Annotated in this window: 20 protein-coding genes and 1 riboswitch; of the genes, 12 read left to right on the top strand and 8 right to left on the bottom strand. The window is 54.9% G+C overall.

Translation table 11 applies throughout. The annotated features are described in order from the left end of the window. Positions 1-168: 168 nt before the first annotated feature. Complete coding sequence (gene metJ, locus BY447_RS09980) at positions 169-486, bottom strand: met regulon transcriptional regulator MetJ (RefSeq protein ID WP_013359463.1); 318 nt, start codon at positions 484-486, stop codon at positions 169-171. 273 nt (positions 487-759) lie between these two features. Here metJ and metB point away from each other — a divergent pair, with 273 nt between their 5' ends. From metB to metF, 3 genes are all read left to right on the top strand, one after another. After that, the gene (gene metB, locus BY447_RS09975) at positions 760-1,920 is read left to right on the top strand and encodes a cystathionine gamma-synthase (protein WP_013359462.1); all 1,161 of its coding nucleotides are present in this window, start codon (positions 760-762) and stop codon (positions 1,918-1,920) included. Positions 1,921-1,922: 2 nt separating this feature from the next. Then, positions 1,923-4,358: a bifunctional aspartate kinase/homoserine dehydrogenase II gene (locus BY447_RS09970; RefSeq protein WP_095706516.1), complete on the top strand. Its 2,436-nt coding sequence runs from the start codon at positions 1,923-1,925 to the stop codon at positions 4,356-4,358. A gap of 202 nt (positions 4,359-4,560) precedes the next feature. Beyond that, on the top strand, positions 4,561-5,460 hold the full coding sequence (gene metF, locus BY447_RS09965; protein ID WP_110331059.1) for a methylenetetrahydrofolate reductase: 900 nt from the start codon (positions 4,561-4,563) through the stop codon (positions 5,458-5,460). A 95-nt stretch (positions 5,461-5,555) separates the two neighbouring features. Here the strand turns inward: metF and ppc are convergent, their stop codons facing one another. Further along, entirely contained in the window at positions 5,556-8,207 is a 2,652-nt protein-coding gene (gene ppc / locus BY447_RS09960) for a phosphoenolpyruvate carboxylase (RefSeq protein ID WP_013359459.1), read from the bottom strand. 352 nt (positions 8,208-8,559) lie between these two features. Next, entirely contained in the window at positions 8,560-9,708 is a 1,149-nt protein-coding gene (gene argE, locus BY447_RS09955; RefSeq protein WP_061061096.1) for an acetylornithine deacetylase, read from the bottom strand. A gap of 167 nt (positions 9,709-9,875) precedes the next feature. Between argE and argC the strand changes: the two genes are divergently transcribed. From argC to argH, 4 genes are all read left to right on the top strand, one after another. Further along, entirely contained in the window at positions 9,876-10,880 is a 1,005-nt protein-coding gene (argC, locus tag BY447_RS09950) for an N-acetyl-gamma-glutamyl-phosphate reductase (protein ID WP_013359457.1), read from the top strand. A gap of 14 nt (positions 10,881-10,894) precedes the next feature. Beyond that, the gene (gene argB / locus BY447_RS09945; RefSeq protein WP_098052047.1) at positions 10,895-11,671 is read left to right on the top strand and encodes an acetylglutamate kinase; all 777 of its coding nucleotides are present in this window, start codon (positions 10,895-10,897) and stop codon (positions 11,669-11,671) included. A gap of 24 nt (positions 11,672-11,695) precedes the next feature. Continuing rightward, positions 11,696-12,913, top strand: coding sequence for an argininosuccinate synthase (locus tag BY447_RS09940; protein ID WP_022624925.1), 1,218 nt, complete (start codon positions 11,696-11,698; stop codon positions 12,911-12,913). 90 nt (positions 12,914-13,003) lie between these two features. After that, the gene (gene argH, locus BY447_RS09935) at positions 13,004-14,377 is read left to right on the top strand and encodes an argininosuccinate lyase (protein WP_110331058.1); all 1,374 of its coding nucleotides are present in this window, start codon (positions 13,004-13,006) and stop codon (positions 14,375-14,377) included. A gap of 174 nt (positions 14,378-14,551) precedes the next feature. Here the strand turns inward: argH and BY447_RS09930 are convergent, their stop codons facing one another. The 3 genes from BY447_RS09930 to BY447_RS09920 all read right to left on the bottom strand — a co-directional run bounded on the left by BY447_RS09930 (position 14,552) and on the right by BY447_RS09920 (position 16,527). Then, complete coding sequence (locus tag BY447_RS09930; RefSeq protein ID WP_049788880.1) at positions 14,552-14,857, bottom strand: hypothetical protein; 306 nt, start codon at positions 14,855-14,857, stop codon at positions 14,552-14,554. A 98-nt stretch (positions 14,858-14,955) separates the two neighbouring features. Next, complete coding sequence (locus BY447_RS09925) at positions 14,956-15,261, bottom strand: hypothetical protein (protein ID WP_013359453.1); 306 nt, start codon at positions 15,259-15,261, stop codon at positions 14,956-14,958. A gap of 531 nt (positions 15,262-15,792) precedes the next feature. Then, positions 15,793-16,527, bottom strand: coding sequence for a glutathione peroxidase (locus BY447_RS09920; RefSeq protein ID WP_110331057.1), 735 nt, complete (start codon positions 16,525-16,527; stop codon positions 15,793-15,795). Between the two features lie 124 nt (positions 16,528-16,651). On the opposite strand from BY447_RS09920, the gene oxyR reads away from it, so the two are divergent. Then, positions 16,652-17,569, top strand: a complete 918-nt coding sequence (gene oxyR, locus BY447_RS09915; protein ID WP_013359451.1) for a DNA-binding transcriptional regulator OxyR — start codon at positions 16,652-16,654, stop codon at positions 17,567-17,569. On the opposite strand, the gene sthA is transcribed toward oxyR, so the two are convergent. Continuing rightward, positions 17,552-18,952 (bottom strand): Si-specific NAD(P)(+) transhydrogenase, encoded by a 1,401-nt coding sequence (gene sthA / locus BY447_RS09910; protein ID WP_013359450.1) that lies wholly within the window; start codon positions 18,950-18,952, stop codon positions 17,552-17,554. The genes oxyR and sthA overlap by 18 nt on opposite strands. Positions 18,953-19,144: 192 nt before the next feature. Here sthA and fabR point away from each other — a divergent pair, with 192 nt between their 5' ends. Both fabR and BY447_RS09900 read left to right on the top strand, forming a co-directional pair. After that, positions 19,145-19,792 (top strand): HTH-type transcriptional repressor FabR, encoded by a 648-nt coding sequence (fabR, locus tag BY447_RS09905; RefSeq protein ID WP_013359449.1) that lies wholly within the window; start codon positions 19,145-19,147, stop codon positions 19,790-19,792. A 14-nt stretch (positions 19,793-19,806) separates the two neighbouring features. Beyond that, positions 19,807-20,160, top strand: a complete 354-nt coding sequence (locus tag BY447_RS09900; protein ID WP_013359448.1) for a YijD family membrane protein — start codon at positions 19,807-19,809, stop codon at positions 20,158-20,160. A gap of 52 nt (positions 20,161-20,212) precedes the next feature. On the opposite strand, the gene trmA is transcribed toward BY447_RS09900, so the two are convergent. Then, complete coding sequence (trmA, locus tag BY447_RS09895; protein WP_110331056.1) at positions 20,213-21,316, bottom strand: tRNA (uridine(54)-C5)-methyltransferase TrmA; 1,104 nt, start codon at positions 21,314-21,316, stop codon at positions 20,213-20,215. A 110-nt stretch (positions 21,317-21,426) separates the two neighbouring features. Further along, positions 21,427-21,610, top strand: a riboswitch (cobalamin riboswitch). A 69-nt stretch (positions 21,611-21,679) separates the two neighbouring features. Here trmA and btuB point away from each other — a divergent pair. Both btuB and murI read left to right on the top strand, forming a co-directional pair. Then, positions 21,680-23,560, top strand: coding sequence for a TonB-dependent vitamin B12 receptor BtuB (gene btuB / locus BY447_RS09890; protein WP_110331055.1), 1,881 nt, complete (start codon positions 21,680-21,682; stop codon positions 23,558-23,560). Then, the gene (gene murI, locus BY447_RS09885) at positions 23,505-24,356 is read left to right on the top strand and encodes a glutamate racemase (RefSeq protein ID WP_110331054.1); all 852 of its coding nucleotides are present in this window, start codon (positions 23,505-23,507) and stop codon (positions 24,354-24,356) included. Before btuB ends, murI begins: the two co-directional genes overlap by 56 nt. Positions 24,357-24,604 lie beyond the last annotated feature (248 nt).

Raw genomic sequence — 24,604 nt, 5'->3', positions numbered from 1 at the left:
TAATATGAGAACAGGCTGGATTTTTATGATAAGTCTGACGGGCAATATTCAGAAGGGTCAATCAGATTGCGGAAAGCAGCAAAAGCCGCTCATATCGCATCAGAAAGCGGCTCCCTGAGCGGAGCCTGCTCCTCTGAAGCGGGATTCAGTGAAACCGGACCCCGGGGATCAATACTCCCAGGTATCCGGGTCGACACCCATCTGGCGCATGATTGCTTTTGCTTCTTCCGGAATCTCATCATTACGCTCTTTGCGCAGGTCGACGTCATCCGGCAGCGGTTGGCCCGTAAAGGCATGTAAAAAGGCTTCGCAAAGCAGCTCGCTGTTGGTGGCGTGACGCAGGTTGTTCACCTGACGACGGGTACGCTCATCCGTTAAAATCTTCAGCACGCTCAATGGGATAGAAACTGTAATCTTCTTGACCTGCTCGCTCTTCTTACCGTGCTCAGCGTACGGGCTGATATATTCGCCGTTCCATTCAGCCATGGGTTACCTTAATTAATAAACGTTAAATGTGAGGAAATCAGCGGATTATGCCTGATTTTTTCCTGCCTGACCCCTGATATGGCGGGTTTTCTTCGCTCGCAGCCTCTTCATCACAGAGGGGAACGCCAGGCGATGACGCATAATTTTAGCGGTTATTGCGTTTTTGCTCAATCTATACGCAAAGACATTTAGATGTCCAGATGTATTGACGTCTAATTAGAGGGTGATATTCTGTGGACTACATTTTCTTAACTCTTCAGGAACAATTCGCTCATGACGCGTAAACCGGCAACCATCGCAGTGCGCAGCGGTTTGAATGATGACGAGCAATATGGCTGCGTTGTCCCGCCCATCCACCTCTCTACAACCTATAACTTTCTTGATTTCAATGAGCCTCGTGCACATGACTATTCCCGTCGTGGTAACCCCACTCGTGATGTCGTACAGCGTACGCTGGCGGAGCTGGAAGGCGGAGCAGGTGCGGTATTAACCAATACCGGCATGTCGGCCATTCACCTGGTCACGACGGTGTTCCTGAAGCCTGGCGATCTGCTGGTTGCGCCACACGACTGTTATGGCGGCAGCTATCGGCTGTTTGACAGCCTGAGCAAACGCGGCGCCTATCGGGTGAAATTTGTCGATCAGGGCGATCCGGTGGCGCTGCAGGCAGCACTGGATGAAAAACCGAAACTGGTGCTGATTGAAAGCCCCAGCAATCCGCTGCTGCGCGTCGTGGATATCAGCGCGATTTGCGCCGCCGCGCGCGCTGCGGGTGCCGTCAGCGTGGTAGATAACACCTTTATGAGTCCGGCGCTGCAGAATCCCCTGGCGCTGGGTGCGGACCTGGTGATCCACTCCTGTACCAAATACCTCAATGGTCACTCCGATGTGGTGGCGGGCGCGGTGATTGCCAAAGATCCGCAACTGGCGACCGACCTGGCCTGGTGGGCGAATAACATTGGCGTGACCGGCGCAGCCTTTGACAGTTATCTGCTGCTGCGCGGCATTCGTACGCTTGCGCCGCGCATTGCAGCCGCACAACGCAACGCACTCGCGATTGTGGACTATCTGAAGCAGCAGAAGCGGGTGAAAAAGTTGTATCATCCTTCGCTGCCGGAAAACGCCGGACACGAACATGCGGTACGTCAGCAGCGCGGCTTTGGTGCCATGCTGAGTTTCGAGGTCGACGGTGATGAGGCGCTGCTGCGTCGCTTCCTGAAAGCGTTGCGGCTATTTACGCTGGCGGAATCGCTGGGCGGCGTAGAGAGTCTGATCTCCCATACCGCCACCATGACGCACGCGGGGATGTCGGCAGAAGCACGCGCGGCAGCAGGCATTTCCGATACGCTGCTACGGGTTTCTGTTGGTATTGAAGATCACGAAGATTTAATTGCCGATCTGGATAATGCATTCCGGATCGCAGCCGAGGGTTAAGCATGACGATTTCAGCAGGCGCGGGAACGCCGAACATCAGGCAGTTGCATAAGTTTGGCGGCAGCAGCCTGGCCGATGCGCGTTGCTATCAGCGCGTTGCCAGCATTATGGCGGACTACAGCCAGCCGGGCGATCTGATGGTGGTCTCCGCGGCAGGCTCAACCACCAACCAGCTGATTAGCTGGCTGAAGCTGAGCCAGAACGATCGGCTCTCTGCGCATCAGGTGCAACAGGCTTTACGGCGCTACCAGAGTGAACTAATCGGTGCGCTGCTGCCTGCTGAGATCGCCGAACCCTTAATCACCACATTTATCCGCGATCTGGAAAAGCTGGCCGTACTGCTGGATGCGCCGATCACCGATGCGGTCTATGCCGAAGTGGTCGGGCACGGTGAAATATGGTCGGCACGCCTGATGTCAGCGGTACTGAGCCAGCGTGACCTGCAGGCCTGCTGGCTGGATGCGCGTGAGTTTCTGCGTGCTGAACGTGCTGCTCAGCCGCAGGTGGATGAGGGGAAATCCTGGCCCCTGCTGCAGACTTTGCTGGCGCAGCATCCGCAAAAGCGCATCGTGGTGACCGGCTTTATAAGCCGCAACGATGCCGGTGAAACCGTCCTGCTTGGCCGCAACGGCTCCGACTATTCCGCTACGCAGATTGGCGCGCTGGCGGGTGTCGGACGCGTGACCATCTGGAGCGATGTCGCGGGCGTTTACAGCGCCGATCCCCGCAAAGTCTCTGATGCCTGTCTGCTGCCGCTGTTAAGGCTGGATGAAGCCAGTGAGCTGGCGCGGCTGGCTGCTCCGGTGCTGCACACCCGCACGCTGCAGCCGGTTTCTGGCAGCGATATCGACCTGCAACTGCGCTGCAGTTATCAGCCGGAGCAGGGCTCAACCCGTATTGAACGTGTGCTGGCCTCCGGAACCGGGGCGCGCATCGTCACCAGCCACGATGATGTGTGCCTGATTGAGATTCAGCTGCCCGGGCAGCATGACTTCGCCATCCTGCACAAAGAGATTGACCTGCTGCTGAAGCGCGCGCAGTTGCGTCCGCTGGCGTTTGGCGTCCATCCTGACCGTCAGCTGCTGCAGCTCTGCTATACCTCTGAAGTGGTTAACAGCGCCTTCACACTGCTACAGGACGCCGGTTTACCGGGCCATCTGCAGCTGCGCGACGGCCTGGCGCTGGTGGCGCTGGTTGGCGCAGGCGTTACCCGCAATCCACTGCATACCCATCGTTTCTGGCAGCAGCTAAAAGATCAGCCGGTTGAATTCATCTGGCAGTCCGAAGATCACATTAGCGTGGTGGCGGTACTGCGCGTCGGGCCGACCCAGCACCTGATTCAGGGACTGCATCAGTCGCTGTTCCGCGCAGAAAAGCGCATCGGTCTGATGCTGTTTGGCAAAGGCAATATCGGTTCACGCTGGCTTGAACTGTTTGCCCGCGATCAGGAAACGCTGTCAGCGCGCACCGGCTTTGAATTTGTGCTGGCGGGCGTCGCGGACAGCCGCCGCAGCCTGCTGAGCTATGACGGGCTGGATGCCAGTCGTGCGCTCGCCTTCTTTGATGATGAAGCGGTGGAGCGCGATGAAGAGTCGCTGTTCCTGTGGATGCGTGCTCATCCGTTCGATGATTTGGTGGTGCTGGATGTCACGGCCAGTACACCGCTGGCGCAGCAGTATCTTGATTTTGCCAGCCACGGTTTTCATGTAATCAGCGCCAACAAGGTTGCGGGTGCGTCTGACAGTCAGACCTGGCGGCAGATTCGGGATGCCTTTACCAAAACCGGGCGTCACTGGCTCTATAACGCCACTGTTGGTGCTGGTCTGCCGATTAACTATACGGTGCGCGATCTGCGCGACAGCGGCGATACCATTCTGGCGATTAGCGGGATCTTCTCCGGTACGCTGTCGTGGCTGTTCCTGCAGTTTGATGGCACGGTGCCGTTTACCGAGCTGGTAGATCAGGCGTGGCAGCAGGGTTTAACCGAGCCTGACCCGCGCGCCGATCTCTCGGGTCAGGATGTGATGCGCAAGCTGGTGATCCTGGCGCGTGAGGCGGGCTATAACATCGAGCCGGATCAGGTGCGGGTTGAATCGCTGGTACCAAATAACTGTCTTGAGGGATCGATTGATCACTTCTTTGAAAATGGCGAAGAGCTGAACGAACAGATGCTGCAGCGGCTGGAAGCCGCGCGAGAGATGGACCTGGTGCTGCGCTACGTTGCCCGTTTTGATGCTAACGGCAAGGCGCGCGTAGGAGTTGAAGCGGTGCGACCTGAGCATCCGCTGGCCGCGCTGCTGCCGTGCGACAACGTCTTTGCCATTGAGAGCCGCTGGTATCGCGATAATCCGTTGGTGATCCGCGGGCCGGGCGCAGGCCGGGATGTCACCGCCGGCGCTATTCAGTCCGATATCAATCGCCTCGCCCAACTGCTGTAATCCTTCTTCATCAGGCGCTTCGGCGCCTGTTTTCAAAGTGTTGCCTCCTTCCTGTTGAAATCCCTTCATGTTGATTGAAAATTGATCACGTCTGTTGACCATTTTTACGTTGACGGCACACTGAGATTGCGTCATTTTGAACATCTGGACGTCTAAACGTGTAGATGTTTACGGGCCAATTATTAATCAGTGAGGGTGCAGGATGAGTTTCTTTCATGCCAATCAGCGCGAAGCGCTAAACCAGAGCCTGGCTGAACTGAACGGGCAAATTAATGTGTCGTTTGAGTTCTTTCCGCCGCGCACCGGCGAAATGGAAGAGACTCTGTGGACCTCAATTGACCGCCTGAGCAGTCTGAAACCGAAATTCGTTTCTGTCACTTACGGTGCGAACTCAGGTGAACGCGATCGCACCCACAGCATTATCAAAGGCATTAAAGATCGCACCGGCCTGGAAGCAGCACCCCATCTGACCTGTGTTGATGCGACGCGCGATGAACTGCGCACCATCGCTCAGGATTACTGGAACAACGGTATCCGTCATATTGTGGCACTGCGTGGCGATCTGCCACCTGGCAGCGGCAAGCCAGAGATGTACGGCAGCGATCTGGTTTCGCTGCTGAAAGAGGTCGGCGATTTTGATATTTCTGTTGCTGCCTATCCGGAAGTCCATCCCGAAGCGAAAAGCGCCCAGGCCGACCTGATTAATCTCAAACGAAAAATTGATGCAGGCGCAAACCGGGCCATTACCCAGTTTTTCTTCGACGTCGAAAGCTATCTGCGTTTCCGCGACCGCTGTGTCTCGACCGGCATTGATGTGGAAATTGTGCCGGGCATTCTGCCGGTCTCTAACTTTAAGCAGCTGCAACGCTTTGCCACGCTGACCAATGTGCGCGTGCCCGGCTGGATGAGCGCGATGTTTGCCGGTCTGGATGACGATCCGGAAACGCGCAAAATGGTGGGAGCGAATATCGCGATGGATATGGTGAAAATCCTGTCACGCGAAGGGGTGAAAGATTTCCATTTTTACACGCTGAACCGTGCCGAAATGAGTTACGCCATCTGCCACACGTTAGGGGTTCGCCCGGTTGCGGCGGCGGCTTAACCGTTCTGCCTGAGCCAGTAAAAAAGTCGGGAATTTCCCGACTTTTTTATTGCTGCTCTCTGGCGGCGCGGGGTGTGATCCGCGCCTGACCGGGATTAACCGGTATTGCGCATGCCTGCCGCCACACCCGCAATTGTCACCATCAGAGCCTGCTCAACGCGGGCATCCGGTTCTTCACCCCGCGCTTCCTGCGCACGGGAACGATGCAGCAGTTCCGCCTGGAGTACGTTGAGCGGATCGGTATAGACGTTACGCAGTGCAATCGACTCGGCAATCCACGGCTGGTCAGCCATCAGATGCGAGTCGTTGGCAATGGTCAGTACCGCTTTGATATCGGCATCAAGCTGGTCGCGCAGCTGTTTGCCTAACGGCCAGAGTGATTTGTCGACCAGACGCTGATCGTAATATTCCGCCAGCCACAGGTCCGCTTTCGAGAACACCATCTCCAGCATGCCCAGGCGGGTAGAGAAGAACGGCCAGTCGCGGCACATCGCTTCCAGTTGATCCTGATGACCGGCCGCCATCGCCTGCTGTAGGGCAGCACCGGCACCGAGCCAGGCAGGCAGCATCAGACGGTTCTGCGTCCAGGCAAAAATCCATGGGATCGCACGCAGCGACTCCACGCCACCGGTAGGACGGCGTTTGGCCGGACGTGAGCCGAGCGGTAATTTGCCCAGTTCCTGCTCCGGCGTCGCCGAACGGAAGTAGGGGACGAAGTCCGCATTTTCACGCACATACCCGCGATACATTGCGCAGGAGTCAGCAGAGAGCTGATCCATGATGTCGCGCCATTCGCGTTCTGGCTCCGGCGGTGGCATCAGGTTCGCTTCCAGAATCGCGCCGGTGTAGAGCGACAGGCTGGCGATCGTCACGGCCGGTAAGCCATATTTAAAGCGGATCATCTCACCCTGTTCGGTCACACGCAGACCGCCGCGCAGGCTGCCTGGCGGTTGTGACAGCAGTGCGGCATGCGCGGGCGCGCCGCCACGGCCAATGCTGCCGCCGCGTCCGTGGAACAGCGTCAGGGAAATCCCGGCTTTTTCGCAGGTTTTAATCAGTGCATCCTGTGCCTGATACTGCGCCCAACTGGCGGCCATCACACCGGCATCTTTCGCCGAGTCAGAATAGCCAATCATCACCATCTGTTTGCCCTGAATAAAGCCGCGATACCAGTCGATGCTCAGTAACTGGCTCATCACGTCGTTTGCGTTGTTCAGGTCATCCAGTGTTTCAAACAGCGGTGCAACCGGCATTGCATAGCCGATACCCGCTTCTTTCAGCAGCAGATGCACGGCCAGCACGTCGGAAGGGGTTTTCGCCATCGAAATAACATAAGCGGCGATAGAGCCTTGTGGCGCTTCAGCCGCAACGCGACAGGTCTCCAGCACTTCACGCGTCTCATCGCTGGGTTCCCAGCTGCGTGGCAGCAATGGGCGTTTGGAGTTCAGTTCACGGATCAGGAAGGCCTGTTTGTCCGCTTCGGACCAGCTTTCATAATCGCCGAGGCCCAGGTAACGGGTCACTTCAGCAATCGCCTCTGTATGGCGGGTACTTTCCTGACGCAGATCGATACGCACCAGCGGCACGCCGAAGCATTTCACGCGGCGCAGCGTATCGAGCAACTGACCGTTGGCAATAATGCCCATGCCGCACTGTTGCAGTGACTGATAGATGGCATACAACGGGTCCCACAGCTGATCGTTGGAGACCAGCAAATCGGCCGGACGCGGCAGACGCTCACCTTTCAGGCGGCGTTCCAGGAATGACTGGGTAGACATTAACTGGCTGCGCAGGCGTTTCAGGATTACGCGATAAGGTTCCAGCGCTTCCGGATCGCCGCTGAGCTCGCGGATCTCTTCGCTGCACTCGGACATCGACAGCTCGGAGATCAGCACGCCGATATCACGCAGGAACAGATCTGTGGCTTTCCAGCGGCTTAGCTGCATCACATGGCGGGTAATGGAGGCTGTGACGTTCGGGTTACCGTCGCGGTCGCCACCCATCCATGAGGTGAACTGAACCGGCACGAAATCGACCGGCAGCTTAATGCCAAAGGCCTCTTCGACCTGCTCATTCAGCTCACGCAGGAAGGCGGGAACGCCTTCCCACAGGCTGTTTTCTACAACGGCAAAGCCCCATTTGGCTTCGTCGACGGGGGTCGGACGATATTTGCGGATCTCATCGGTGTGCCACGCCTGTGCTACCAGCTGACGCAGACGGCGCATAATCTGGTTACGCTCGTAGTCGGAGACGTCGCTGTGGTCGAGCTGTTTCAGACAGCTGTTCACTTCAACCAGCTTGTGAATCAGCGTACGACGGGTGATTTCGGTCGGGTGCGCAGTCAGCACCAGCTCCAGCGACAGCGACTCAATGGCCGCCAGAATGTCGGTTTCGCTGATATCTTTCTGCTGCTTCAGGGTATCAAAGGTCTTTTTCAGCAGTTCAGGATGGTTTTCACCTTCGCCGCTCTGCGAGATGGTCTGATACTGCTCCGCTACGTTGGTGAGGTTCAGAAACTGGCTGAATGCGCGTGCAACCGGCAGAAGCTCCTCGTTGGAGAGGTTCTGCAGCGTATTGAGCAGCTCTTTACGATGCGTATCATTGCCTGCACGGGATGACTTGGAGAGCTTACGGATGGTTTCCACCTGGTCGAGGATGTTCTCTCCCAGTGCATCCTTAATCGTATCCCCGAGCAGTTTGCCGAGCATACTGACATTACTTCGCATTGCGGAATATTGTTCGTTCATTGGACCCTGACACCCTTATCGTCTTTAAAAACTTCTACACCCGACCTTTCAGGCAGCAAAAAATCAGCAACATCGTGTTCCCGATAATCTACAGGGAACCGCCTCCGTTGCCGCCTGTCCGCATTCTGAAACGTTCTGGATAATTACCCGGTGGGCATAACATCGTCTTTTATCTAGCCACGTAATGTTGCGTTCGTCAAATGCGTTAAAGTGCGCTGAAGATGGCGCTAACTAACGGAAATTCACAGAATTTATCGGGAAGGAAGCGGGATAAGTTATTCTTATTGTTAAATCCCGCAGAATGAGGGGGCATTTTGCTGTTAATACAGTGAAATGCCCCATTTACTGTCAATCAGTGACAAAAATGCTGCACAACCTGACTGATAAGTGCCCGCGTCGGCTTAATAAATGCCGTATCGATAAATTCATCTGGCTGGTGTGCCTGATTAATCGAACCCGGACCCAGGACCAGCGTCGGGCAGAGCTGCTGAATAAACGGCGCTTCGGTGCAGTAGTTCACTATCTCCGTTGGCGTACCCAGCAATTTCTCTACCACGCTCACCAGCTCATGATTAGCCGGACACTCATAGCCTGGAATCGGTGGATGCAGTTCGGCCACCGTGACACGGCCCGGCCAGCGGGCACTCACTGGTGCCAGCGCCTCGTTCAGTAACCCATCCAGATCGCTCAGCGACAGGCCCGGCAGCGGTCGGATATCCATATGCAGTTCACAACAGGCGCAGATACGGTTAGCGGCGTCGCCGCCATGAATATGCCCGAAATTCATGGTGGGATAGGGGATGGCAAAGCCGTCATGGTGATAACGCTCCTGCAGCGTGTTGCGCAGTTGCATCAGGTGAGTGATCGACTCATGCATCAGTTCAATGGCGTTGACGCCACGCGCCGGATCGCTGGAATGGCCCGATTTTCCTTCAATACGAATCACATTCGACAGATGGCCTTTATGTGCACGCACCGGTTTCAGCGAGGTCGGTTCACCGATGATGGCGCAGTCGGGACGCAGTTGCGTTGATTCCGAGAAATATTTGGCACCCGCCATGGTGGTTTCTTCATCGGCCGTGGCGAGGATATAGAGCGGCTTACTCAGCGTACTGACATCCACATCGCGCAGCGTATCGAGAATAAAGGCGAAGAAGCCTTTCATGTCTGCCGTGCCCAGACCATAGAGCTTGTTGTCGTGCTCGGTCAGGGTAAAGGGATCGCGCGTCCAGCGGCCATCATCAAAGGGAACGGTATCCGTATGACCCGCTAACAGCAGGCCGCCCGCTCCACTGCCGGTTCGCGCCAGCATGTTAAATTTATTGCGGGTGCCGGGCACCGGCTGCACTTCAACGCTGAAGCCAAGGTCGCGGAACCAGCCGGCCAGCAAATTGATTAAAGTTTCATTACTCTGATCCAGCGCGGCATCGGTTGCACTGATCGACGGTGTGGCGATTAACTGGCTGTACAGTTCAATAAAAGGCGGTAATTTTGTCTTCACTGTTGGCGGTCCTTGGGTTAGGATGTATCCATATTCATGCAGTAATAGTGAATAAAAATACATTAACGTCCTCTGCAAGGGAACCTTAAATCACTGCAGATGACAGGGTGGGTAACGGGGCAAGGCCGCGACCCGGAACGTGCGACTGTAAAAAGGGTTACAGCCTGATGTTGAATACGCTGATCGTTGGTGCCAGTGGTTACGCTGGTGTTGAGCTTGCCACCTTCCTGAATCGCCATCCACATATCAACATAACCGCTTTGGCGGTTTCGGCGCAAAGCCCTGATGCCGGCAAGCGCCTGTCCGATCTCCATCCGCAGCTGAAAGGCGTGGTGGATTTACCGCTGCAGCCGCTGAGCAGCGCGGCGGAGTGGGCAGACAAAGTAGATGTCGTGTTCCTGGCGACGGCCCACGAAGTCAGCCACGATCTGGCCCCGGAATTTCTCAAGGCTGGCTGTGTGGTATTCGACCTGTCGGGTGCGTTCCGCGTGAACGACGCTGATTTTTACACCCGTTTCTACGGTTTCACGCATCAGCATGGCGACTGGCTCGATAAAGCCGTTTATGGCCTGGCGGAATATCAGCATGAGAAAATTCAGCAGGCGCAGCTGGTGGCGGTACCCGGTTGCTACCCGACCGCTGCTCAGCTGGCTCTGAAACCTCTGGTGGATGCAGGACTGTTAAACGATGCGCAGTGGCCGGTTATCAACGCCACCAGCGGCGTGAGCGGTGCCGGACGTAAAGCCAATGTCGGCACCAGCTTCTGCGAAGTGAGCCTGCAGCCTTACGGGCTGTTCAATCATCGTCACCACCCGGAAATTGTCGCGCACCTCGGTACGCCAGTAATCTTCACTCCGCACCTGGGGAGCTTCCCGCGCGGTATCCTGGCCACCATCACCTGCCGTCTGAAAGCGGGTGTCAGCCGCGAAGATATCGCTGCCGTCTTCCATCGTGCCTATGACGACAAGCCGCTGGTACGCCTCTACGATAAGGGCGTACCGGCGCTGAAAGCCGTTGTCGGCCTGCCTTACTGCGATATCGGTTTTGAAGTGCAGGACGAGCATCTGATTGTTGTAGCAGCCGAAGATAATCTGCTGAAAGGGGCGGCATCGCAGGCAGTACAGTGCCTGAACATCCGGTTCGGCTTCCCTGAAACGCAGTCACTGATTTAACGGATAACTAAACCATGACCAATCCATTGATTATTAAGCTGGGCGGTGTGCTGTTAGACAGCGAAGAAGCGCTGGCGCGCTTGTTTGAAGCACTGCTTAACTATCGTAGCGCCCATCAGCGTCCGCTGATCATCGTCCACGGCGGCGGCTGCCTGGTGGATGAACTGATGAAAAAGCTGGCGCTGCCGGTGATGAAGAAAAATGGCCTGCGCGTCACCCCGGCCGATCAGATCGACATCATTACCGGTGCGCTGGCGGGAACCGCGAATAAAACGCTGCTGGCCTGGGCAAAAAAATCGGGTATCAATGCAGTGGGTCTCTGCCTGGGCGATGCAGGCATCGTCAATGTCGCCCCGTTTGATGAAGAACTCGGCCATGTTGGCCACGCAACGCCGGGCGATCCGGCGCTGCTGAACACCCTGCTGGCGGCCGGTTATATGCCAGTAGTCAGCTCGATTGGTATTACTGACAGCGGCGACCTGATGAACGTCAACGCGGATCAGGCAGCGACCGCTCTGGCCTCGACGCTGGGCGCTGATCTGGTTCTGTTGTCAGACGTTAGTGGTATTCTCGACGGCAAAGGTCAGCGCATCGAAGAGATGACCGCCGATAAAGCCGAGCAGCTGATTACCCAGGGCATTATTACCGACGGCATGATTGTGAAAGTACACGCTGCGCTGGATGCGGCACGTACGCTGGGCCGCCCGGTGGATATTGCCAGCTGGCGTCACGCTGAGCGGCTGCCTGACCTGTTTAACGGCGTGTCGATTGGCACCCGGATTCTCGCTTAACGACTCTGATTCAAGGATTACGAAATGCAAACGCAAAACATCAAAAAAATCGTTCTGGCTTACTCCGGTGGTCTTGATACGTCAGCCATCATTCCATGGCTGAAAGAGAACTACGGCGGCTGTGAAGTGGTCGCTTTCGTGGCAGACATCGGTCAGGAGCGTGGCGATCTGGAAGGTGTGGAGAAGAAAGCGCTGCAGTCTGGCGCATCTGAATGTCACGTGGTTGACCTGCGTGAAGAGTTCATCAGCGACTACGTTTATCCGGTGCTGCAGACCGGTGCGCTGTATGAAGGGACCTATCTGCTGGGCACCTCAATGGCGCGTCCTATCATCGCTAAAGCCCAGGTTGAGCTGGCGCTGAAAGTGGGCGCGGATGCGCTGTGTCACGGCGCAACCGGTAAAGGTAATGACCAGGTGCGTTTCGAAACCACCTACACCGCGCTGGCACCTCAGCTGAAAGTGGTGGCACCGTGGCGTGAATGGAACCTGCGTTCACGTGAAGCGCTGCTGGACTACCTGAAAGAGCGCAACATCCCGACCACCGCGTCGCTGGAAAAAATCTACAGTCGTGACGAAAATGCCTGGCACATCTCCACCGAAGGCGGCGTGCTGGAAAGCCCGGCCAATGCACCGAATAAAGATTGCTGGGTCTGGACTGTCGATCCGCTGGAAGCCCCTGACCAGCCTGAAGAGGTGACCGTGACCGTTGAGAAAGGTCGGGTTGTGGCGGTTAACGGTGAAAAACTGAGTCCGTTCCAGTGTCTGGAAAAACTCAACGTGCTGGGCGCAAAACATGGCGTTGGCCGTATCGATATCGTTGAAAACCGTCTGGTGGGCATTAAATCCCGTGGCTGCTACGAAACCCCGGGCGGCACCATCATGGTGAATGCACTGCGTGCGGTTGAACAGCTGGTACTGGATCGCGATAGCTTCAAATGGCGTGAGCAGCTGGGCCACGAGATGTCTTACGTGGTTTATGACGGCCGCTGGTTCGCCCCGCTGCGTAAGTCGATTCAGGCTGCTGCCGAATCGCTGGCGGAAGAGGTTAACGGTGAAGTGGTGCTGCAGCTTTACAAAGGTCAGGCGACAGCCACCCAGAAGCGTTCCGCGAACAGCCTTTACTCAGAAGAGTTCGCTACCTTCGGTGAAGATGAAGTCTACGATCACCGTCACGCGGGCGGCTTTATCCGTCTGTTCTCGCTCTCTTCACGCATTCGCGCCCTGAACGAGCAGAAGAAGTAATTTTCAGGCGGGGTGCGCCTCGCCTCACCGTTTTAATTCAGAGGCGGCATTTATGCCGCCTCTTGTTTAACGATTCAGAGGAGTTTTCACATGGCACTTTGGGGTGGACGGTTTACTCAGGCAGCGGATCAGCGTTTTAAACAGTTCAATGACTCGCTGCGCTTCGATTACCGCCTGGCAGAGCAGGACATTATTGGCTCTGTTGCCTGGTCCAAAGCGCTGGTGACGGTCAACGTTCTGACTCAGGATGAGCAGCAGCAGCTGGAAGCCGCGCTGAATGCGTTACTGGATGACGTGCGTGAGAATCCTGAGCAGATCCTGCAGAGCGACGCCGAAGATATCCACAGCTGGGTTGAAGGCAAGCTGATCGATAAAGTCGGTGCGCTGGGCAAAAAACTGCACACCGGCCGTAGCCGTAACGATCAGGTCGCGACCGATCTGAAACTGTGGTGCAAAGTGCAGATTGAGGCGTTACTGGGTGCGACCCGCGAACTGCAGCAGGCGCTGGTGGTGACGGCAGAAGCGAATCAGGATGCGGTGATGCCGGGCTACACCCACCTGCAACGCGCGCAGCCGGTGACGTTTGCGCACTGGTGTCTGGCCTACGTTGAAATGCTGGCGCGTGACGAGAGCCGACTGCAGGATACCCTGAAGCGGCTTGATGTCAGCCCGCTGGGCTGTGGCGCTCTGGCTGGTACCGCTTACGAGATCGATCGTCAGCAGCTGGCTGGCTGGCTGGGCTTTGCTTCTGCCACACGTAACAGCCTGGATACCGTATCAGATCGCGATCACGTGCTGGAGCTGCTCTCTGATGCGGCCATTGGCATGGTGCATCTGTCGCGCTTTGCTGAAGATATGATCTTCTTCAATACCGGCGAAGCGGGCTTTATTGAGCTGTCAGATAAAGTCACCTCTGGCTCCTCGCTGATGCCGCAGAAGAAAAACCCGGATGCGCTGGAGCTGATTCGCGGCAAGTGTGGTCGGGTGCAGGGCGCACTGACCGGCATGATGATGACGCTGAAAGGTCTGCCGCTGGCCTACAACAAAGATATGCAGGAAGACAAAGAGGGGCTGTTTGACGCGCTCGACACCTGGCTCGACTGTCTGCATATGTCCGTACTGGTGCTGGATGGCCTGCAGGTTAAACGTCCGCGCTGCCAGGAAGCCGCTGAACAGGGTTACGCAAACTCCACCGAACTGGCTGACTATCTGGTCGCTAAAGGCGTGCCGTTCCGTGAAGCACACCATATCGTCGGGGAAGTGGTGGTGGCTGCCATCGGGCAGGGCGTGGCGCTGGAAGCGCTGTCGCTGGCGCAGTTGCAGCAGTTCAGTACGGTAATTGGCGAGGATGTTTATCCGATCCTGGCGCTGCAATCCTGTCTAAATAAGCGTAATGCGCAGGGCGGTGTTTCGCCGCAGCAGGTTGCGCGTGCCATTGGTGACGCAAAGCAACGTCTGGCGTGATTGAGAAGCGGGCAGAGTTAATGCTTTGCCCGTTATTTTAATGTCAGGTAAAAGGCATGACTTTTGCGAAATTATTAACAGCTGTGTGCGCTGATTATTCAACCGCACTAAAATTTTGGGCGAAAACCAACATCAGTTGCTATTACCGGTAGTCTTTATTTTTTTGAAAAGAAATTAATCCGTGCCAAACTTTTCCCGATAATCATTCAGTAACAGCCCTGTCGCCTCGTAACCTATCGTAATGCTGGATACCATGCCCAATATGCCGCCCATTATTGCGGGGACAATAAGACCAACCAGTTGAGATATAGCGCCAAATATGATGCCACCTGCGCCACCCCATTTTCCACCAATCGCCATGCCAGTAGATGCCCCATCTAAGGTATTACTCAGCACCTGATCCATATAAGCCCAGGTTTCAGTATTAATAACGGACGCACCACTGACATATTGAAATTCATTGATCGATAATGCTCTCATGCACGATACCTTTTTATTTTTCAATAGGAAACAAAAAAGGGCGAAGAAATAAATTAATCAGACCCGGCTTCGCCCTGAAGAGTTAACAGGCGCGCGGATTAGCCGATCGTGCCGCCGTGATCAACGTTACCTGGACCGAAAGTGGAACGATAATCTGCAAGCAGGCTTTGCACTGAAGCGGTATCGGTGGCAGCACCGATAACTAAGCCTGCGACACCACCCATGATGGTTGGAATAATCAGACCAAAAAGCTGTGATATACCACCAACGATGAAGCCACCTGCACCACCCCATTTCCCCCCAATTGCCATACCTGTTGCTGCGCCATCTACCATGCCGATAACTGCACCTTGCAGGTCAGCACCACTCACTGCATTTGTTTCTTCATAAGACAAAGTACGCATAATTATATCCCTCAAAAAGTTATTTCTAAATAGAATAGGGTTTATGTCCGAACATATAAAGTTGTCCGACGAAGTCAAAAATAACCGAATGATGGATGGTGGTATATAGCATAATTTCCATTTTACGCACTGGCGGTATTTTATCTTTATTTTAGTGGTTTTCAGTCTGAATAAGTGAAAATTATATTCACTGTGCGTATTTTTACATGAGTTGCAGTATGGTAATTTTAGTGAGTCAACTTTATTTATATTATTTCGTGGGTGAGGTTTTTTCTAAAGGGAATTTCCCAGAGATTTGGGTACGTGTAAGTTGCGGGTTCTTACCTATTATCTGGCATTATTATGGAGCATCCAGTTAATCTGACTATTTTCCGTGTGATAATTGCGGGATCTGAAAAAGTGCATGTCAGCTGCTAAGCAGGTAAAAAAAGCGGGCACATTAAATGCCCGCCAACCTCTAGCTTCAGAATTACTACTTTTTTATAGGCACATCATCAAAGCGCCTGCTCTCCCGGCCGACGCTCAGATTCTTTACGCTGACAGCAGGTAGTGTTGCAGCTCCTCACTGCCGCCAATATGACGACCACCCATGAAGATCTGCGGCACCGTCGCCCGGCCTGAAACGGCACGCAGACTCACGGTTGTCGCATCCTGCCCCAGCACAATCTCTTCGTACTGAATACCATGATCCATCAGCATCTTTTTTGCCTGAGTGCAGAAGGTGCAGCCAGGTTTAGTAAAGATGGAGACCGACTCCTGGGCTTTACACTCCGGCGCCAGATAGCGCAGCATGGTGTCAGCATCGGAGACCTCAAACGGGTCGCCAGGTTTGTTCGGCTCGACAAACATTTTCTCTACCACGCCGTTACGCACCAGCATCGAGTAGCGCCATGACCGCGGACCAAAACCGAGATCGGCTTTCTCAACCAGCATCTCCATGCCACGCGTGAACTCGCCGTTGCCATCAGGAATAAAAGTAATGTTGTCTGCGCGCTGTTCGGCTTTCCAGGCGTTCATCACAAAGGTGTCATTCACCGAGACGCACAGAATGCTGTCCACGCCCTGTTGGGCAAACAGACCCGCTAATTCGTTATAACGCGGCAGATGGCTGGAGGAGCAGGTCGGTGTAAATGCACCCGGCAGTGAAAAAACGATTACCGTTTTGTCTTTAAACAACGCTTCTGTGGTGACATCTACCCAGCGATCGCCCTGACGCGTGTGAAAAGTGACTGATGGAATCGCTTTACCTTCCTGACTTGCAAACATTTTTTGCTCCTGACCTGCCGTGTTCCATTTGATGCGCGCATTATTCCTAACCACCCTTGATAGGGCCAATCGTTCATTGCTATTCTATCTATCGCCACGGGCTATCGTGGTTTGGAGGGTAATAATGAATATTCGTGATCTTGAATATCTGGTTTCGCTTGCTGAACACCGTCATTTCCGCCGTGCCGCGGATGCGTGTCATGTCAGTCAGCCAACATTAAGCGGGCAGATCCGTAAGCTGGAAGATGAGCTGGGTGTGATGCTGCTGGAGCGCACCAGCCGTAAAGTGCTGTTCACACAGGCAGGTCTGCTGCTGGTGGATCAGGCGCGAACGGTGCTGCGTGAAGTGAAAGTGCTGAAAGAGATGGCCAGTCAGCAAGGGGAAGCGATGTCAGGTCCGCTGCATATCGGCCTCATCCCGACCACCGCGCCTTACTTATTGCCACAGATTATCCCGACGCTGCACCAGACATTCCCGAAGCTGGAGATGTACCTGCACGAAGCGCAGACGCAGCAGCTGCTGTCTCAGCTCGACAGCGGCAAGCTGGACTGCGCGATTATCGCGCTGGTCAAAGAGAGTCAGGCCTTTATCGAAGTGCCGCTGTTTGACGAGCCGATGAAGCTGGCCGTCTATGCCGATCATCCGTGGTGCGATCGCGATCGCGTACCGATGTCCGATCTGGCTGGCGAGAAGTTGCTGATGCTGGAAGACGGGCACTGTCTGCGTGACCAGGCGATGGGTTTCTGCTTTGAGGCGGGTGCGGATGAAGATACCCACTTCCGCGCGACCAGTCTTGAGACGCTGCGTAATATGGTGGCGGCTGGCAGCGGAATTACGCTGTTACCAGCGCTGGCAGTCCCGCCGGAACGCGTCCGCGATGGCGTCTGCTATCTTCCCTGCTACAAACCGGTGCCACAGCGTACGATTGCGCTGGTCTATCGTCCGGGGTCACCTCTGCGCAGCCGTTATGAACAGCTCGCAGAGGCGATTAAAACCCACATGGCCCACTATTTCGACGCTACGTTAAAACAGGCGGTTTAAGCCGTTTAACGCGGCAACGCGATAAGCTTCAGCCATGGTCGGATAGTTAAAGGTGGTATTCACGAAGTACTCAATCGTGTTGCCACCATTTTTCTGCTCCATGATCGCCTGACCGATGTGAATAATCTCGGCGGCACGCTCACCAAAACAGTGGATCCCCAGAATCTCTTTCGTTTCGCGATGGAACAGAATCTTCAGGCTGCCCACGTTCATGCCGACGATCTGCGCACGCGCCAGATGTTTGAACTGCGCGCGACCCACTTCGTAAGGCACCTTCATCGCCGTCAGCTGCTGCTCGGTTTTACCTACAGAGCTGATTTCCGGAATGGTGTAGATGCCGGTCGGGATATCTTCAATCAGGTGCGCGGACGCTTCTCCTTTGATAATTGCCTGCGCGGCAATACGGCCCTGATCGTAGGCGGCAGAGGCCAGGCTTGGATAGCCAATCACATCACCCACGGCATAGATGTGCGGCTGAGCCGTCTGATACATGCTGTTCACTTTCAGCAGGCCACGACCATCCGCTTCCAGACCGACATTTTCCAGCGACAGTGAATCGGTGTTACCGGTACGGCCGTTGGCGTAAAGCAGGCAGTCTGCTTTCACTTTCTTGCCGGACTTCAGATGCATGATCACGCCATCTTCCACGCCTTCGATCTTCTCAAACTCTTCGTTGTGACGAATGACTACGCCGCTGTTCCAGAAGTGATAAGAAAGGGAGTCAGACATCTCCTGATCAAGGAATGCCAGCAGACGATCGCGGGTGTTAATCAGGTCAACTTTGACGTTCAGGCCACGGAAAATGGACGCATATTCACAGCCAATTACACCCGCACCATAAATAATGACGTGGCCCGGTTCATGGTGCAGGTTGAGGATAGAGTCAGAGTCATAAACGCGCGGATGGGTAAAGTCGACATCGTCAGGATGATAAGGTCGTGAACCGCAGGCAATAACAAACTTCTCTGCCGTCAGCGTCTCACGCGTGCCGTCGGGTTGCTCAATCTCAATGGTATTGGCATCTACAAAATGCGCATCACCCTGATAAAGTTCACAGCGGTTACGCTCGTAGAAGCCCTGACGCATGGCTGTCTGCTGGCTGATCACATTTTCAGTGTGATTGAGAATGTCGGCGAAAGAGGAGCGAAGCAGTCGGGTATGGTCGCTGTAGAGCGGGTTCTGGTTGAATTCAATAATGCGACTGACGGCGTGGCGAAGGGCTTTAGAAGGGATAGTGCCCCAGTGCGTACAACCGCCACCGATGTTGTGGTAGCGTTCGATCACGGCGATGCGCGCTCCCTGTTTTACCAGCCCCATCGCCGCCCCTTCACCGCCGGGCCCTGAGCCAATCACAATGGCATCGTAATCGTAAGACTTTTGCATACCGATACGTCCTATTATTTATACATTTTTACAACGAGATTCTAACATCTCGTCGCGCACTTCTGAATTCTATCAGCGATTTTCATCACATTTTGACAAAGAGTGAGGTTCACAGGCGGTGACAAAGATTGCCAATCTGTACGCTGAAAATTTTGTTATAGTGCCCACTCAATACCGCTAAAGGCAGAGAGCATGGGCGTCAGAGCGCAACAAAAAGAACGTACACGACGTACACTGATTGAAGCAGCTTTCAGTCAGCTCAGCGCCGAACGCAGTTTTACCAGTCTGAGTTTGCGGGAAGTTGCCCGTGAAGCGGGAATAGCACCTACCTCTTTTTATCGTCATTTTAAGGATGTTGATGAGCTTGGTCTGACGATGGTGGATGAAAGCGGGCTGATGCTGCGACAGCTGATGCGTCAGGCGCGCCAGCGTATCGCCAAAGGTGGCAGCATCATTAAAACGTCCGTAGCGACCTTTATGGAGTTCATCGGCAACAACCCCAACGCTTTTCGCCTGTTACTGCGTGAACGTTCCGGTACCTCTGCCGCTTTTCGTGCCGCCGTGGCGCGTGAAATTCAGCACTTCATCGCTGAACTGGCCGATTATCTTGAGGTCGAAAATCGCATGCCGCGTAGTTTTACCGAAGCGCAGGCTGAAGCGATGGTGACCATTGTTTTCAGCGCCGGTGCAGAAGCACTGGATGTTGATGCTGAGCAGCGACGTAAGCTTGAGGATCGGCTGGTGCTGCAGCTGCGTATGATCGCCAAAGGCGCTTATTACTGGTATCGCCGTGAGCAGGAACGACTGGCGGTTACCCTGGAAAAACCCGAAGAGCAATGAGTAAGGATCCGTCCATGACCCACCCAGGTATCCGCGATAAAAGCACTCTGGCACTGGCTTTTATTACCGGCTTAGCGATTAACGGCTCGTTTTCTGTGCTGTTCAGCGCTTTTGTTCCCTTTTCGATTTTTCCGCTGATTGCGCTGGGTCTGGCGGCCTGGTGTCTGCATCAGCGTTATCTCAACACCAACATGCCGGACGGCATGCCAGGTCTGGCGGCGGCGTTTTTCCTGCTGGGGATTCTGGTGTATAGCGCGCTGGTGCGGGCGGAATACCCGGACATTGGCTCCAACTTTGTCCCTACCGTTCTGATGGTTGCGCTGGTGTTCTGGATTGCGACGCGATTTAAGCGCAAGCGTAATCAGTAGGGATATCATCAGGAATATATGAAAACGGGAACCTCAGGGTTCCCGTTTTTGTTTACGCTTTACGCGTCAGCAGAACGGCGCATTCCATATGGTGGGTATAGGGGAATTGATCAAACAGCGCCAGCCGCGTTACCTCATGCGTTTCTGACAGCGTCTGCAGATTGTCGCTCAGGGTTTGCGGATTGCAGGAGATGTAAAGGATGCGCGGATAGGCCTGCACCATTTTCACCGTCTCTTCATCCAGGCCGCTGCGCGGCGGATCGACAAAAATCGTCTCGCATTCGTAGCTGGTCAGGTCAATCCCTTCCAGACGATTAAAGCTGCGTACGCCATTCATCGCCTGCGTAAACTCTTCCGCTGCCATGCGAATGATCTGCACGTTATCAATCTGGTTCACGGCAATGTTGTATTGCGCCGACGCAACAGAGGGTTTGGCGATTTCTGTCGCCAGCACGCGGCGGAAATTACGCGCCAGCGCCAGCGAGAAGTTACCATTGCCGCAATAAAGCTCCAGCAGGTCGCCCTGTGAATCCTGCGTCACATTCAGCGCCCACTCCAGCATCTGAATATTCATCGCCGCATTAGGCTGGGTAAAACTGTTCTCGACCTGACGATAGATAATCTCACGACCCGCCACGGGCAGACATTCGTCTACAAAGTCGCGATCCAGACAGATTTTGGTTTTGGTCGCACGGCCAATCAGCTGCACATCCAGCCCTTCCGCGCGCAGCTGGTCACGCAGCGCAGCAGCTGCCTGCTGCCACTCATCATCCAGCTTGCGGTGATAGAGCAAGGAAATCACAATCTGATTGCTCATGGTCGACAGATAATCGATCTGGAACAGTTTATGACGCAGAGTGCGGTTATCACGGATCGCGGCGATCATCTTTGGCATCAGCTGGTTGATCAGCTGGCTGGCCGCCGGGAACTGATCAACACGGATCCGCTCGCGAGTCTGCTGATCAAAGATGATGTGATAGATATCATCGCCGTCGTGCCACAGGCGAAATTCAGCGCGCATCCGATAGTGGCTGACCGGCGAACGGAACACCTCCACGTCGGGCGCAGCAAACGGCGTCATCATCGTCTCTAAACGACTGACTTTTTCCGCCAGCTGTGCGTCATACTCTTCAATGGGGAGATGTTCGGGTGTCATGAGCAATCCTGATTAATAGCTTACCAGCGGGCGATTGTAGGCATTCACTTGCTGATGTCCAGTCCTGCAGCGAGAAGATATTTAGCAGTCTGGACTTCCGTATCTCCACTCCGTAGACTGCAAGCGCCGGCCTCAAGCTCGAGTTACCAGGGAATCCAGTGTGAATCTGGAGCTGACGCGCAGCGGTAAGGAATGTCGTGATGTGTGCAAGTGCAGACACTGTCCTGCGGGATGGGAAGTCATCATCACTTATGGTTCCCAGCCCGAAGACCTGCCGGTGTAACGTCGCTACTCGTTCAATCATCGCGTTCTATTGATTGTCGGCCCGCGGCATCCTGCTTCGTCTTATGGATGCGATTAAAAATGACTAAAAAAACTGCATCGCTGTTCGCGCTGAGCGCAACGGCGATTTCCCTCTGGATGCAAAACGGTTTTGCGCAGGGAAATGATGATACGCAAATCGTCACTGCCAACCGTTTTGCTGAACCCGTTTCAGGTGTGCTGGCACCGACCACCGTCGTCACGCGTGATGAGATTGATCGCTGGCAGGCCAAAAGCCTGACGGATGTGATGCGGCGTCTGCCGGGTGTCGATGTCGCACAGAATGGTGGACTGGGGCAGCAAAGTTCACTGTTTATCCGGGGAACCGAGTCCCGACATGTGCTGATCCTGATTGATGGTATCCGGCTTAATCAGGCGGGTATCAGCGGTTCGTCTGACCTCAGCCAGATCCCTCTGTCGCTGGTGCAGCGCATCGAATATGTTCGCGGCGCGCGGTCTGCGGTTTACGGTTCTGATGCGATTGGCGGCGTGGTGAATATCATTACAGGTCGATCGCAACCGGGCACCACGCTGACGGCGGGCATGGGGTCCAATGGTTATCAGATATACGATGGCTCCACCCAGCAGAAACTGAGTGATGCGACAAAGCTGACCCTGGCTGGCAACTACACCTATACCAAAGGGTATGACGTGGTGGCGGGCTATCCCAATGACTATGGTCCGGCGCAGCACGATCGCGACGGCTTCATGAGCAAAACCCTGTATGGCAACCTTGAGCATCAGTTCAGCGATGAACTCAGCGGTTTTGTGCGCGGCTATGGGTTTGATAACCGTACCGCCTACGACGGGTCATACACTTATGATGACAGCTTCACTAATATCATCGGTCTGGCGGATACCCGTCAGCTCTACAGCCAGACCTGGGACACCGGGTTACGCTTCAACCGTGACATTTACTCTACCCAGCTCATCGCCAGTTACGGCCATACTAAAGACATTAACTACGATCCGCGCAATGGCCGCTATGGCGCTGCATCCACCTTTGATGATGTCACCCAGTACAACCTGCAGTGGGGCAACACGGTGCAGGTGGGGCAGGGCGCCGTCAGCGCCGGTGTTGACTGGCAGAAAGAGACGACTGAGCCGGGCACGAACTATCTGTCAGAGGGCTATGAGCAGCGTAACACCGGCCTTTACCTGACCGGCCAGCAGCAGGTTGGCAGCGTCACCCTTGAAGGTGCGATACGCGGTGACGACAACAATCAGTTCGGCTGGCATAACACCTGGCAGACGGCGGCGTCATGGGAGTTCATCTCTGGTTACCACGCATTCGCCTCTTATGGCACGGCTTTTAAAGCACCGAACCTGTCGCAGGTTTACAGTCCGTTTTATGGTAATCGCGACCTCGACCCGGAAAAAAGTAAGCAGTGGGAAGGCGGTTTTGAAGGCCTGAGCGGGCCGGTGAACTGGCGCGTGTCGGGCTATCGCAATGACATTGATAATCTGATTGAAGGCGATCCGCAGACCTTCCGCTACTACAACGTTGAGCAGGCGCGTATTAAAGGCGTTGAAGCCACCGCCGGATTTGATACCGGGCCGCTGACGCATCAGTTCTCTTATGATTATGTTGATGCGCGGGATGGCAGCACCGATCAGCCCCTCATTCGCCGGGCTAAGCAGCAGGTGAAGTATCAGCTCGACTGGACGCTGTATGAGTTTGACTGGTCCGTCACCTACCATTATCTGGGCGACCGTTATGATACCGACTTTAACAGTTCACCCAGCCGACGCGTGAAGTTAGGAGGAGTGAGCCTGTGGGATCTCGCCGTCTCATATCCGGTCACTTCACAACTCACGGTTCGTGGTAGAATTGCCAACCTGTTCGATAAAGATTACGAGACAGTGTATGACTATCAGACCCCAGGACGAGAGTATTACCTCAGCGGCAGCTACAACTTCTGATTTGCGCCCTACCGTGCTGGTGTTTGATTCCGGCGTCGGTGGGCTTTCTGTCTATGACGAGGTCCGTCAGCTATTGCCGGACCTGCATTATCTCTATGCCTTCGATAATGCGGGCTTCCCCTACGGTGAGAAAAGCGAGACCTTCATCGTGGAGCGGGTGGTCGCTATCGTTGAGGCTATTACGCAGCGCTACCCTCTCTCATTGGTCATCATCGCCTGTAATACGGCCAGCACTGTTTCATTACCCGCTTTACGTGAACGTTTTGCATTTCCTGTGGTGGGAGTGGTGCCGGCAATTAAACCGGCCGCGCGCCTGACGCGTAATGGCGTGGTGGGATTACTGGCAACGCGTGCTACGGTGCGCCGTCCTTATACCCATGAGCTGGTGTTGCAGTTTGCCGGCTCCTGCAACATTGAGATGCTGGGATCTGCCGAGCTGGTGGAGCTGGCAGAAGCGAAGCTGCACGGTGAGGAAGTTGCACTGGACGAGGTGCGCCGCATTGTCCAGCCGTGGCTGCGGATGGCTGAGCCACCGGACACGGTCGTCTTAGGCTGTACGCATTTTCCTTTACTGCGCGAAGAGCTGCAGCAGGTGTTGCCTGAAGGAACGCGTCTGATTGATTCCGGTGCGGCAATCGCCCGACGCACCGTCTGGCTGCTGGAGCATGAAGCGCCAGAAGTGCACTCCTCGCAGCAGAATGTCGCATTCTGTACGGCGCTGGATGGTGAAGCGGGTCAGTTATCACCCGTTTTACAGCGTTATGGCTTCCCGTTGCTCGAAAAACTGGCGCTTTAGCGGCATTTAGCTGAAAAAATCAGCACTCGGAATTTTATTTGAAATTAGCACTTGTCAGCCTCCGAGAACTCCCTATAATGCGCCTCCACTGACACGGCACAACGGCTTACGAAGCGCCGGGTTGAGTAGGTTCGAAATCATACGAACCAGTGAGTTAAGCGAAAATAAATGCTTGACTGACAATGCGGAAAGCGTAATATACGCAGCCCGCGCCGCAGTAAATCGCGGCATGCTCTTTAACAATTTAT

It is taken from the genome of Pantoea sp. JKS000250, from assembly GCF_003201065.1.
Taxonomy (GTDB): Bacteria; Pseudomonadota; Gammaproteobacteria; order Enterobacterales; family Enterobacteriaceae; genus Pantoea; species Pantoea vagans.
Note: the sequence above shows the minus strand (reverse complement) of the source record. Positions and strands in the feature narration are given on the sequence as shown.

What these genes read in the sequence shown, in the direction of transcription:
- BY447_RS09970 (WP_095706516.1), top strand. Translation starts at nt 1,923, where the DNA reads ATGACGATTTCAGCAGGCGCGGGAACGCCGAACATCAGGCAGTTGCAT.
- BY447_RS09900 (WP_013359448.1), top strand. Translation starts at nt 19,807, where the DNA reads ATGACCCACCCAGGTATCCGCGATAAAAGCACTCTGGCACTGGCTTTT.
- metF (WP_110331059.1), top strand. Translation starts at nt 4,561, where the DNA reads ATGAGTTTCTTTCATGCCAATCAGCGCGAAGCGCTAAACCAGAGCCTG.
- metJ (WP_013359463.1), bottom strand. Translation starts at nt 486, where the DNA reads ATGGCTGAATGGAACGGCGAATATATCAGCCCGTACGCTGAGCACGGT.
- btuB (WP_110331055.1), top strand. Translation starts at nt 21,680, where the DNA reads ATGACTAAAAAAACTGCATCGCTGTTCGCGCTGAGCGCAACGGCGATT.
- BY447_RS09925 (WP_013359453.1), bottom strand. Translation starts at nt 15,261, where the DNA reads ATGCGTACTTTGTCTTATGAAGAAACAAATGCAGTGAGTGGTGCTGAC.
- ppc (WP_013359459.1), bottom strand. Translation starts at nt 8,207, where the DNA reads ATGAACGAACAATATTCCGCAATGCGAAGTAATGTCAGTATGCTCGGC.
- argC (WP_013359457.1), top strand. Translation starts at nt 9,876, where the DNA reads ATGTTGAATACGCTGATCGTTGGTGCCAGTGGTTACGCTGGTGTTGAG.
- oxyR (WP_013359451.1), top strand. Translation starts at nt 16,652, where the DNA reads ATGAATATTCGTGATCTTGAATATCTGGTTTCGCTTGCTGAACACCGT.
- BY447_RS09940 (WP_022624925.1), top strand. Translation starts at nt 11,696, where the DNA reads ATGCAAACGCAAAACATCAAAAAAATCGTTCTGGCTTACTCCGGTGGT.
- murI (WP_110331054.1), top strand. Translation starts at nt 23,505, where the DNA reads ATGACTATCAGACCCCAGGACGAGAGTATTACCTCAGCGGCAGCTACA.
- BY447_RS09930 (WP_049788880.1), bottom strand. Translation starts at nt 14,857, where the DNA reads ATGAGAGCATTATCGATCAATGAATTTCAATATGTCAGTGGTGCGTCC.
- BY447_RS09920 (WP_110331057.1), bottom strand. Translation starts at nt 16,527, where the DNA reads ATGTTTGCAAGTCAGGAAGGTAAAGCGATTCCATCAGTCACTTTTCAC.
- argH (WP_110331058.1), top strand. Translation starts at nt 13,004, where the DNA reads ATGGCACTTTGGGGTGGACGGTTTACTCAGGCAGCGGATCAGCGTTTT.
- trmA (WP_110331056.1), bottom strand. Translation starts at nt 21,316, where the DNA reads ATGACACCCGAACATCTCCCCATTGAAGAGTATGACGCACAGCTGGCG.
- metB (WP_013359462.1), top strand. Translation starts at nt 760, where the DNA reads ATGACGCGTAAACCGGCAACCATCGCAGTGCGCAGCGGTTTGAATGAT.
- argB (WP_098052047.1), top strand. Translation starts at nt 10,895, where the DNA reads ATGACCAATCCATTGATTATTAAGCTGGGCGGTGTGCTGTTAGACAGC.
- sthA (WP_013359450.1), bottom strand. Translation starts at nt 18,952, where the DNA reads ATGCAAAAGTCTTACGATTACGATGCCATTGTGATTGGCTCAGGGCCC.
- fabR (WP_013359449.1), top strand. Translation starts at nt 19,145, where the DNA reads ATGGGCGTCAGAGCGCAACAAAAAGAACGTACACGACGTACACTGATT.